The sequence below is a fragment of the Pseudomonas sp. SDO5215_S409 genome (assembly GCF_054071325.1).
The window spans coordinates 36,704-47,345 of the sequence record NZ_JBSVWN010000051.1 but is presented as its reverse complement, the minus strand read 5'-3'; the positions used below and the strand labels follow the sequence as shown (position 1 = coordinate 47,345).

Here is a 10,642-nt window from a genome sequence, read left to right as displayed (position 1 = left end):
CAGCCAAGCTGGTTGCGCTTCGCGCAACGCGCCATGCCTGGCGCACATAAAAAAAGGCCACCCGAAGGCAGCCTTTAAAAACTAAAGAAAGAGAGTTGTTACTTACACCGCCGCAACGGGACGCATGTAAGAGATCGGTGCGGTGCTGGCATCTTCGAAGGTCACCACTTCCCAAGCGTCTTTCTGCTCAATCAACTTGCGCAGGAGCTGGTTGTTCAGTGCGTGGCCCGACTTGAAGCCTTTGAACTCGCCTATCAGGCTGTTGCCCAGCAGGTAGAGGTCACCGATTGCATCGAGAATCTTGTGTTTGACGAACTCGTCTTCATAACGAAGGCCGTCTTCGTTCAACACGCCATCCGCGTCGACCACAATTGCGTTTTCCACGCTGCCGCCGAGTGCGAGGTTGTGCTTGCGCAGGTACTCGATGTCACTCATGAAACCAAAGGTACGCGCGCGGCTGACTTCTTTTACGAACGAAGTACTGGAAAAATCCACGCTTGCACTTTGGGTGCGGTCACGGAAAACCGGGTGATCGAAATCGATCTCAAAGCTCACTTTAAAGCCATCGAACGGGACAAAGGTGGCGCGCTTGTCGCCGTCCTGTACTGTCACTTCCCGCAGGATGCGAATGAACTTCTTGGCTGCGTCCTGTTCTTCCAGGCCGGCAGATTGAATCAAGAATACGAAGGGTCCAGCGCTGCCATCCATGATCGGGACTTCAGACGCGGAGAGCTCGACGTAGGCGTTATCGATGCCCAAACCGGCCATGGCCGAGAGCAAGTGCTCCACCGTGTCTACCTTGACGTCACCGTTGACCAATGTGGTCGACATTGTGGTTTCGCCAACATTTTCCGCGCGAGCAGGAATCTGCACCACAGGGTCCAGGTCGGCACGAACAAACACAATGCCGGTGTCGACAGGTGCAGGCTTGAGGGTCAGGTAAACCTTCTCCCCGGAGTGCAGACCTACACCTGTGGCACGAATAATATTCTTCAGGGTGCGTTGTTTAATCATGGCTTGGACCGCTTCAGCGCAAATTGCGAACTGGTATCAACAAAGGCTGGCGATAATAGCAGACCAGACCTTTGCTGAACACCAATCACCTTCATAGCCCTGATACATTCCATTAATCGGCCTGACGACGCAGGAAAGCTGGGATGTCCAGGTAGTCCAGGTCATCTTGCGGATTCAAGCTACGCGAAGCCGCAGCACCGGCCTGAGCCTGGTTGCGCATCACGGTCGGACGGTCCAGGTCGCGGTAGTTCACCGACGGCAGTTCCTGACGCGAAGGCGCGGCCGGAGCGGCAGCGGTCTGGGCGGCATGGCTGGCGTGGCTGGTGTGAACGGTATTGTCGATGACCTTCACAGGCTTCTCGATTTTCGCGCCCAGGCCGGTCGCAACCACGGTCACGTGCAGTTCATCGCGCATGTCCGGATCGATAACAGTGCCCACCTTGACCATCGCGTGCTCGGACGCGAACGCTTCGATGATGCTACCCACGTCGGAGTATTCACCCAACGACAGGTCAGGACCTGCGGTGATGTTCACCAGGATGCCGCGTGCGCCTTGCAAGTTCACGTCTTCGAGCAACGGGTTGCGGATCGCCGCTTCAGTGGCTTCACGCGCACGGTTCGGACCGCTGGCGCAGCCAGTGCCCATCATCGCCATGCCCATTTCGCTCATCACGGTACGCACGTCGGCAAAGTCGACGTTGATCATGCCCGGACGCTTGATGATGTCGGAGATACCGCGCACGGCACCGGCCAGTACATCGTCAGCCTTGGCGAACGCCGACAGCAGGCTGGCGTCTTTGCCCAGGATGGTCAGCAGCTTCTCGTTGGGAATGGTGATCAACGAGTCGACGCTTTCAGACAGCATGCGGATGCCTTCGTCGGCGATCTGCATGCGCTTGCGGCCTTCGAACGGGAACGGACGGGTCACCACCGCAACGGTGAGGATCCCCATTTCCTTGGCCACTTCAGCGATGATCGGCGCAGCACCGGTACCGGTACCGCCGCCCATGCCGGTGGTGATGAACACCATGTTGGTACCGGCCAGTACTTCGGCGATACGCTCACGGTCTTCCAGTGCAGCCTGACGGCCCACTTCAGGGTTGGCGCCAGCACCCAGGCCCTTGGTCACCGCGGTGCCCAATTGCAGGATGGTGCGTGCACCGATGTTTTTGAGGGCCTGGGCATCAGTGTTGGCGCAGATGAACTCAACGCCTTCAATGTTGCTCTTGACCATGTGGTTGACAGCGTTGCCGCCGCCACCGCCGACACCGATCACTTTGATGACCGGGCTTGCGGGGATGTTGTCTACGAGTTCGAACATTTTCCCTCTCCTTTCATTTCTCTAGTTTTTTCGCCTACTGCGCCTACTGCTTACAACGTGTTTCATGCCGCCTTTGGTGCTGTCGGCACGCCAGGCTTAACACCTGGAGCGCCCTACCTCTTGAAGCTTGTCGCTTGACGCTGTTGCGTCAGAAGTTCCCTTTCACCCAGGCCTGCAAGCGCTCGAACAGCGGCGCCTTGCCTTCTTCATCGCTGCGGTAGCTTTCGCGATTGCTCGGGCCCGACAGGGAAATGCCGTCGGTCTGCTTTTGCAGCCCGTACATCAGCAAGCCCACGCCGGTGGAATAAATCGGGTTGCGCACCACGTCGCCCAGGCCCTTCACGCTGTGGGGCACGCCCAGGCGGACCGGCATGTGGAAGATTTCCTCGGCCAGCTCGACCGCGCCTTCCATCTTCGAGGTGCCACCGGTCAGCACAATGCCGGCCGGGATCAAGTCTTCGTAGCCGCTGCGACGCAGCTCGGCCTGGATCAGGGTGAACAGCTCGTCGTAACGCGGCTCGACCACTTCGGCCAACGCCTGGCGCGACAGCTCGCGCGGCGGGCGATCCCCCACGCTTGGCACTTTGATGGTTTCACCGGCACCGGCCAGCTTGGCCAGGGCGCAGGCGTAGCGGATCTTGATCTCTTCGGCGTACTGGGTCGGTGTGCGCAGCGCCATGGCGATGTCGTTGGTCACCTGGTCACCCGCAATCGGGATCACGGCGGTGTGACGGATCGCACCTTCGGTGAAGATCGCGATGTCGGTGGTGCCGCCGCCGATGTCCACCAGGCACACGCCCAGCTCTTTTTCGTCGTCGGTCAGTACCGAGTACGCAGACGCCAGTTGCTCAAGGATGATGTCGTCGATTTCCAGGCCACAGCGGCGCACGCATTTTTCAATGTTCTGTGCGGCGTTGACGGCGCAGGTCACCACGTGGACCTTGGCCTCCAGGCGCACGCCCGACATGCCCAGCGGCTCGCGAACGCCTTCCTGGTTGTCGATCACGTAGTCCTGCGGCAGGGTGTGCAGCACGCGCTGGTCTGCCGGGATCGCCACGGCCTGGGCGGCATCGAGTACACGCTCAAGGTCGGCCGAGCTGACTTCACGGTCACGGATCGCCACGATGCCGTGGGAGTTCAGGCTGCGGATATGGTTGCCGGCCACGCCGACAAACGCCGAGTGAATCCGGCAACCGGCCATCAGCTGCGCTTCTTCGATGGCGCGCTGGATCGATTGCACGGTGGACTCGATGTTCACCACCACGCCCTTCTTCAGGCCCCGGGACGGATGCGTGCCGATACCGACGATCTCAATCGTGCCGTCTTCCCCGACCTCGCCTACCAGCGCCACCACCTTGGAGGTACCGATATCCAGACCGACGATCATTTTGCCGCTTTGCACGTTTGCCATGGGTCCTGCCTCTTCTTAATTCTTCGCGACAGCGGGTTGCGCTGGCGTGGCCGCAGCCGGTGCCCGCCAGCCGACGGCCAGGCCGTTGGCGTAACGCAGGTCGATGCTTGCGATGTTCGTAATCTGTTCTTTCAAGGTTTTTTCGTAGATGGCAATGAAGCGGCGCATCTTTTCCACCAAGTGGTCGCGTCCCAGCAACAACTCGATGCCTGGCCCGGAACTGCCGGCGCCGGTGGTCAAAAACCAGCTGCCCCGCTCACGCAATTCCAGGCGTGCGATAGAGAAGCCCAGGGGGCGCAGCATCTGGCTCAAGGCCTGGTACTGCTGCATCACTTGCTGTTGCGCCCGCTGCGGGCCGAACAACTGCGGCAAGTGCTCGTAGTTGGCCAGCTCACGCGGGGTAAACGCCTGCCCCTGGTTGTTCAACAGTGCGCCGTCACCCCAACGGGCCACGGGCAGTTGTTCTTCCAGGCGGATCGTGACCTGGTCCGGCCACACACGGCGCACTTCGGCGTGCGCGATCCACGGCATCTGCTCGAGCTCCGAACGCATACCGGCCAGGTCGATGGTGAAGAACGTCGCCGCCAGGTACGGGCCGATGCGCTGCTGCACGGCTTGCTGGCTGATATAGCTCAGGTCGCCCTGCACGCTGATCTTGGTGATCGGCCGGTCGGCGTAAGGCAGCAAGCGCTGCGCACCTTCGTACGTACCGAACCCCAAGGCCACCAACACCACCGGCCAGAACAGCGCCTTGAGGAAACCAAAATTGGCTTTAGGCGCACGCGCCGACATCGGCTCTTTAGCCACCATCCGGCTGGCACCACGCGGCACCGGCTTGCGGCCGGGTGCGGGTGATTGCTGATGACGAAGCGATGCGCCTTGCATGGTCTTAACCTCTCGGCTCGGTACTTGCCGCCAGAATGGCCAGCACCAACTGCTGGAAATCCAGCCCGGCTGCGCGTGCAGCCATCGGCACCAGGCTGTGGTCGGTCATCCCCGGTGCGGTGTTGACTTCCAGGAACCAGAACGTCCCTTGGTCATCCTGCATCACGTCTGCCCGTGCCCAACCGGCGATACCCAACGCCTCACAGGCTTTCGCCGTGAGGTCCATCAATTCCTGTTCCTTGGTTGCGTCGAGGCCACACGGGATCCGGTACTGGGTATCGGAAGCCAGGTATTTGGCGTCGTAGTCGTAAAAGGTGTGGGGCGTGCCCAGGGCGATCGGCGGCAAGATCTGGCCACGCAGGGTTGCGATGGTGTACTCGGGACCGGCGATCCACTGTTCAACCAACACTTGCGAGTCGTACTTGCTGGCCGCTTTCCATGCGTCAATCAATTCGGCGGCAGCGTTCACTTTTGCCATGCCGATACTGGAGCCTTCATGGGCAGGTTTGACGATCAAAGGCAGGCCCAGTTCCTCGACGGCAGAAATACAATCGTCTTCACTGCGCAACACCGCGTGACGCGGGGTCGGAATGCCCAGGCTGTGCCAGACCTGCTTGGTGCGCAGCTTGTCCATGGCCAGCGCCGACGCCAGGATGCCGCTGCCGGTGTAAGGGATGCCCAGGCATTCGAGCAGGCCTTGCATGCTGCCGTCTTCACCGCCGCGACCGTGCAAGATAATAAAGGCACGGTCGATTTTTTCTGCTTGCAGGCGCGCCAGCAGGTCGTCGCCCACGTCGATGCCAAACGCGTTCACGCCAGCACTGAGCAACGCCTCAAGCACGGCATTGCCGGACTTGAGCGACACTTCCCGCTCGGCGCTCTTGCCACCGAACAGCACCGCTACGCGGCCGAAGTCGGCGGGGTTAACGGTGGAGAACAAGGACGTGTAGCTCATTTGGACTTCTCCCCGGTGGCGGCAAACAGCGGGCTGGCCAGCAATTTGGGTGCAAGGCCGCCAATGTCACCGGCGCCCTGGCACAGCAGAATGTCACCGGCGCGCAGCAGTGGCTTGACGATCGGCGCCAGGTCCACACCCCGCTCGATGTAGATCGGGTCCAGTTGCCCGCGCTGGCGGATGCTGTTGCACAGTTTGCGGCTGTCTGCGCCCGGGATCGGCTCTTCACCGGCCGGGTAGACTTCCATCAGCAGCAATACGTTGGCGTCGCCCAACACATTGACGAAATCGTCGTACAGGTCGCGGGTGCGGCTGTAGCGGTGCGGCTGGTACACCATCACCAGGCGGCGCTCCGGCCAACCGCCGCGCACGGCCTTGATCACGGCTGCGACTTCGGTCGGGTGGTGGCCGTAGTCGTCCACCAGCATCACGTCGCCACCGTCTACCGGCAGCTGGCCGTAGACCTGGAAGCGGCGCCCCACACCGGCAAAGCGCGACAGGCCTTCGACGATGGCTTCATCGCTGACGCCTTCATCGGAGGCGATGCAAATAGTGGCCAGGGAGTTGAGCACGTTGTGGTTGCCCGGCATGTTCACGGACACGTCCAACGGCTCGCGGTCGGGGCGCAGCACGGTGAAGAAGGTCTGCATGCCTTGCTGGCGCACGTTGATGGCGCGCACGTCGGCGTCTTCGCTGAAGCCGTAGGTCACGGTCGGACGCTTGACCAGTGGCAGGATCTCGCGCACCACCGGGTCGTCCAGGCACACCACGGCCAGCCCGTAGAACGGCAGGTTGTGCAGGAATTCGACGAAGGTTTTCTTCAGCTTGTTGAAGTCACCGTCGTAGGTCGCCATGTGGTCGGCGTCGATGTTGGTGACCACGGCCACCAATGGCTGCAGGTGCAGGAAGCTCGCATCGCTTTCGTCGGCTTCGGCGATCAGGTAGCGGCTGGTGCCCAGTTGCGCATTGGTGCCCGCAGCGTTCAGGCGGCCACCGATCACGAAGGTCGGGTCCAGGCCACCGGCGGCGAACACCGAGGCAATCAGGCTGGTGGTGGTGGTTTTACCGTGCGTACCGGCCACGGCAATGCCGTGACGGTAGCGCATCAGCTCGGCCAGCATTTCGGCACGGGGCACTACCGGAATACGGCGCTCGAGCGCGGTGGCCACTTCCGGGTTGGACGTGTTCACGGCACTGGACACCACCAGCACATCCGCTTCAGCCGCGTTCTCGGCGCGGTGGCCGATAAAGATGTGGGCGCCAAACGACTTCAGGCGCTCGGTGACCGGCGAATCCTTCAAGTCCGAGCCGGACACCTGGTAACCCAGGTTCAACAGCACTTCGGCGATACCGCACATGCCCACACCACCGATCCCCACAAAGTGGATATGACGGATGCGGCGCATTTCCGGTTGTGGCATGGCTTTTTGATTCTCAACCATGGGCCACCTCCAGGCAGATATCCACCACGGTACGGGTTGCGTCAGGTTTGGCCAGGCGGCTTGCGGTGCTCGCCATGCTGTTCAGTCGTTCCGGTTGCATCAAAACCTCAGTCAGGCGTGCGGCCAAATCGGCGGCGCCAGTCGTCCTTTGCGGCAGCAGGAAGGCAGCGCCCTCCCCGGCCAAATATTCGGCGTTGCGGGTCTGGTGGTCGTCGATGGCATGGGGCAATGGCACCAGCAAGGACGGCAGACCGGCGGCGGCCAGTTCACTGACGGTCAGCGCACCTGCGCGGCAGACCACCAGGTCGGCCCAGCCATAGGCATGGGCCATGTCTTTGATGAAGGGCTGCACATTGGCCTCCACCCCCGCCTCGCGATAACGCTGGGCGGTGACTTCATCGTGATTCTTGCCCGCCTGATGAAACACCTCGGGGCGCAGCTCTACCGGCAATTGCGACAGTGCTTCGGGCAACAATTTGTTCAGCGGTTCGGCGCCCAGGCTGCCGCCCAGGATCAGCAAGCGCGGCTTGCGCCCCACCAAGGCCTGGCGAGCGATGTCCATGAACAGCTCGGTACGCACCGGGTTGCCGGTGGTGCGCAATTTGTCCGAGGCACCAAAGGTTTTCGGGAACGCTTCGCACACCCGGCTGGCCAGGGGCACCAGCAGGCGGTTGGCCGTACCGGCCACGGCGTTCTGCTCGTGAACGATAACCGGCACGCCACACAGCTTCGCCGCCACACCACCGGGGCCGGTCACGTAGCCGCCAAAGCCCAGCACACACACAGGCTTGAGCTCACGGATCACCCTGCGCGCTTGCCACACCGCCTTGAGCAACACGAACGGCGCCTTGAGCAGGGACAACTTGCCCTTGCCCCGAAGGCCGGTGACGTTGATCAGGTGCAACTGCAAGCCAGCGTTGGGCACCAAGTCGTTTTCGATGCCACGTGGCGTGCCCAGCCAGTGCACGGTGTAGCCACGGCTCTGGAACTCACGGGCGCAGGCCAACGCCGGGAACACGTGGCCACCGGTGCCGCCCGCCATGATCAGCACGTTAGCGCCCATGGGTCGGCTCCTCGGCAAAGTCACTTTCACTGAATTCCATCTCTTCGCTACCCAGGTGGGTTCGGCTCTCCCATTCGATGCGCAACAACAAGCCTAAGCAGGCGCAGCAGATCACCAGCGAGCTGCCGCCATAACTGAGGAACGGCAAGGTCAGGCCCTTGGTGGGCAGCAGCCCCACGTTCACACCGATGTTGATCAGGAACTGGCCGATCCACAGGAACGACAAGCCATACGCCACGTAGGCGGCAAAAAACTGCTTGGACTTCTCGGCCCACAAGCCGATGTACATGCCACGCACACACACGAACACGAACAACGCGACGGTGCACAGCGAGCCGACCACGCCCAGTTCTTCGGCCAATACCGAGAATACGAAGTCGGTATGCGCTTCGGGCAGGTAGAACTGTTTTTGCACGCTGTTGCCCAGGCCCACGCCCAGCCACTCACCGCGACCAAAGGCGATCAGCGCCTGGGTCAGCTGGTAGCCGGAGCCGAACTGGTCGGACCACGGGTCGGTAAAGGTAATCAGACGGGCCATCCGGTAGGGCTGCGCCTGCACCAGGATCGTTACGGCCGCCACCGCCAGCACCACCATCAAGGTGAAGCGGAACAGCCCGACACCGCCCAAAAATAGCATCGCCGCGGCGGCGCCCATCATCACTACAGTGGCGCCGAAGTCCGGCTCCATCAGCAACAGGCCAGCCATGGGCAGCAGCACGATGAAGGGCTTGAAGAACCCCATCCAGCTTTCACGCACTTCTTTCTGGCGCCGCACCAGGTAACCCGCGAGGTAGATCACCACAAACACCTTGGCGATTTCCGACGGCTGCACGTTAAAGGCGCCAAAGCCGATCCAGCGCATCGAACCGTTCACCTCGCGGCCAATGCCGGGCAGGATCACCATGATCAACAGGCCAAAGGCGCCGATCAGCATCAGCCAGCCCAGGCGTTGCCAGGTAGCGATAGGAATCATCATGGTGACCACGCAGGTCCCCAGGCCAATCACCAGGTACACCAGGTGACGAATCATCATGTACAGCGTATTGCCCGACTGTACTGCCGCCACTTCGGACGATGCCGAAGTGATCATCACCAGGCCCAGGCCCAATAAGGCCAGGCAACCGGCGAGCATCGGGAAGTCCAGGTCGATGCCACGCCCGGTGATGATCGGCGACGGATAAGGCTTGATGATATTTCTGAAATTCATGCCAAGGCCTCCACGCCGCGGGCGAACAACTGGCCGCGATCTTCGTAGTTCTTGAACATGTCAAAACTGGCGCACGCGGGGGAGAGCAATACAGCATCGCCAGGCTGGGCGAGCGCGCGGCATTGGGCAATGGCGTCGTCCAACGAGGCCACGCGTACATGCGGCACGGCGTCGCCCAGGGCGGCACCGATCAGGTCGGAGTCACGGCCCATCAACACCACGGCGCGGCAATGTTTGGCCACCGGGCCCTTGAGGTCCTTGAAGTCGGCACCCTTGCCGTCGCCCCCGGCGATCAGCACGACCTTGCCCTCAATGTCGGCACCCAGGCCTTCGATCGCCGCCAGAGCCGCGCCGACGTTGGTGGCCTTGGAGTCGTTGTAAAAGCTGACGCCGTCCAGATCGCGCACCCACTGGCAGCGATGCTCAAGCCCGGCAAACGTGCGCAGGCTCGACAGCATGGCGTCGAACGGCAAGCCCACCGCGTGCCCGAGCGCCAGCGCCGCCAGGGCATTGGATTGGTTGTGGGCGCCACGGATTTTCAGCTCGCGCACCGGCATCAGGTTCTGGAATTCAAAGGCCAGGTACTTCTCGCCGTTCTCTTCACGAATGCCGAAGGCCTTGAAGTCCGGCTTGCTCAAACCGAATGTCCAGCACGGCAGGCCTTCGCCCATCAGCGGACGGCTCAATGCGTCCTGACGATTGACCACCACCTGCCGCGCGCCCCGGAAGATCCGGTGCTTGGCCAGATGATAGGCCGGCAGGCCGCTGTAGCGGTCCATGTGGTCTTCACTCACATTCAACACGGTGGCCACTTCGGCCCCCAGGTCGTGGGTGGTTTCCAGCTGGAAGCTCGACAGCTCCATCACGTACAGCTCGACGTCGTCGCGCAGCAGGTCCAGCGCTGGCGTACCGAGGTTGCCGCCCACCGCCACACGCTTGCCCGCCGCCACGGCCATTTCGCCGACCAGGGTGGTGACGGTGCTCTTGGCGTTGGAGCCGCTGATGGCAATGATCGGCGCTTTCGCGTTACGCGCGAACAGGTCGATGTCACCGGACAGCTTCACACCACGGGCCGCGGCCGCTTGCAGGGCCGGGGTCGCCAGGGCCAGGCCCGGGCTCACGTAGAGCTCGTCGGCACGGCAGAGGAATTCGACGTCCAGCTCGCCACAACGCACTTCCACGTGCGGGTAGTCACGGCGCAGCGTGACCAGCTCCGGTGGATTTTCCCGCGTATCGGCCACGGCAAACGACGTGCCCCGGTTCGCCAGGAAGCGAACCAGGGACATGCCGCTCTTGCCGAGGCCGACAACGATGCGGAAGTGGTCTGAAGCGATCAAAGACACT

Annotated in this window: 9 protein-coding genes; all 9 read right to left on the bottom strand. The window is 62.0% G+C overall.

From position 1 onward, the window contains the following. Nucleotides 1-102: 102 nt before the first annotated feature. The 9 genes from lpxC to murD all read right to left on the bottom strand — a co-directional run bounded on the left by lpxC (nucleotide 103) and on the right by murD (nucleotide 10,641). Entirely contained in the window at nucleotides 103-1,014 is a 912-nt protein-coding gene (gene lpxC, locus ACW9H9_RS22430) for a UDP-3-O-acyl-N-acetylglucosamine deacetylase (protein ID WP_457345329.1), read from the bottom strand. A gap of 112 nt (nucleotides 1,015-1,126) precedes the next feature. Next, on the bottom strand, nucleotides 1,127-2,335 hold the full coding sequence (gene ftsZ / locus ACW9H9_RS22425) for a cell division protein FtsZ (RefSeq protein WP_457345327.1): 1,209 nt from the start codon (nucleotides 2,333-2,335) through the stop codon (nucleotides 1,127-1,129). A 148-nt stretch (nucleotides 2,336-2,483) separates the two neighbouring features. Next, the gene (ftsA, locus tag ACW9H9_RS22420; RefSeq protein WP_457345326.1) at nucleotides 2,484-3,746 is read right to left on the bottom strand and encodes a cell division protein FtsA; all 1,263 of its coding nucleotides are present in this window, start codon (nucleotides 3,744-3,746) and stop codon (nucleotides 2,484-2,486) included. A gap of 15 nt (nucleotides 3,747-3,761) precedes the next feature. Beyond that, nucleotides 3,762-4,631 carry a cell division protein FtsQ/DivIB gene (locus ACW9H9_RS22415; RefSeq protein ID WP_457345324.1) on the bottom strand — a complete coding sequence of 290 codons (870 nt, stop codon included), beginning with the start codon at nucleotides 4,629-4,631 and terminating at the stop codon, nucleotides 3,762-3,764. Between the two features lie 4 nt (nucleotides 4,632-4,635). After that, a complete protein-coding gene (locus ACW9H9_RS22410; protein ID WP_457345323.1) occupies nucleotides 4,636-5,586 on the bottom strand; it encodes a D-alanine--D-alanine ligase in 951 nt (316 codons plus the stop codon). Beyond that, nucleotides 5,583-7,028: a UDP-N-acetylmuramate--L-alanine ligase gene (murC, locus tag ACW9H9_RS22405; protein ID WP_457345322.1), complete on the bottom strand. Its 1,446-nt coding sequence runs from the start codon at nucleotides 7,026-7,028 to the stop codon at nucleotides 5,583-5,585. Before murC ends, ACW9H9_RS22410 begins: the two co-directional genes overlap by 4 nt. Next, nucleotides 7,021-8,091: an undecaprenyldiphospho-muramoylpentapeptide beta-N-acetylglucosaminyltransferase gene (gene murG / locus ACW9H9_RS22400; RefSeq protein ID WP_457345321.1), complete on the bottom strand. Its 1,071-nt coding sequence runs from the start codon at nucleotides 8,089-8,091 to the stop codon at nucleotides 7,021-7,023. Before murG ends, murC begins: the two co-directional genes overlap by 8 nt. After that, entirely contained in the window at nucleotides 8,081-9,298 is a 1,218-nt protein-coding gene (gene ftsW / locus ACW9H9_RS22395; protein WP_457345320.1) for a putative lipid II flippase FtsW, read from the bottom strand. The genes murG and ftsW overlap by 11 nt, the downstream gene beginning before the upstream one ends. After that, a complete protein-coding gene (gene murD / locus ACW9H9_RS22390) occupies nucleotides 9,295-10,641 on the bottom strand; it encodes a UDP-N-acetylmuramoyl-L-alanine--D-glutamate ligase (protein ID WP_457345318.1) in 1,347 nt (448 codons plus the stop codon). Before murD ends, ftsW begins: the two co-directional genes overlap by 4 nt. Between the last annotated feature and the right edge of the window lies 1 nt (nucleotide 10,642).

Excerpts from the sequence above, each read along its gene's own strand:
- ftsZ (WP_457345327.1), bottom strand. The coding sequence starts at position 2,335 with ATGTTCGAACTCGTAGACAACATCCCCGCAAGCCCGGTCATCAAAGTG.
- lpxC (WP_457345329.1), bottom strand. The coding sequence starts at position 1,014 with ATGATTAAACAACGCACCCTGAAGAATATTATTCGTGCCACAGGTGTA.
- ACW9H9_RS22415 (WP_457345324.1), bottom strand. The coding sequence starts at position 4,631 with ATGCAAGGCGCATCGCTTCGTCATCAGCAATCACCCGCACCCGGCCGC.
- murG (WP_457345321.1), bottom strand. The coding sequence starts at position 8,091 with ATGGGCGCTAACGTGCTGATCATGGCGGGCGGCACCGGTGGCCACGTG.
- ftsW (WP_457345320.1), bottom strand. The coding sequence starts at position 9,298 with ATGAATTTCAGAAATATCATCAAGCCTTATCCGTCGCCGATCATCACC.
- ftsA (WP_457345326.1), bottom strand. The coding sequence starts at position 3,746 with ATGGCAAACGTGCAAAGCGGCAAAATGATCGTCGGTCTGGATATCGGT.
- murC (WP_457345322.1), bottom strand. The coding sequence starts at position 7,028 with ATGGTTGAGAATCAAAAAGCCATGCCACAACCGGAAATGCGCCGCATC.
- ACW9H9_RS22410 (WP_457345323.1), bottom strand. The coding sequence starts at position 5,586 with ATGAGCTACACGTCCTTGTTCTCCACCGTTAACCCCGCCGACTTCGGC.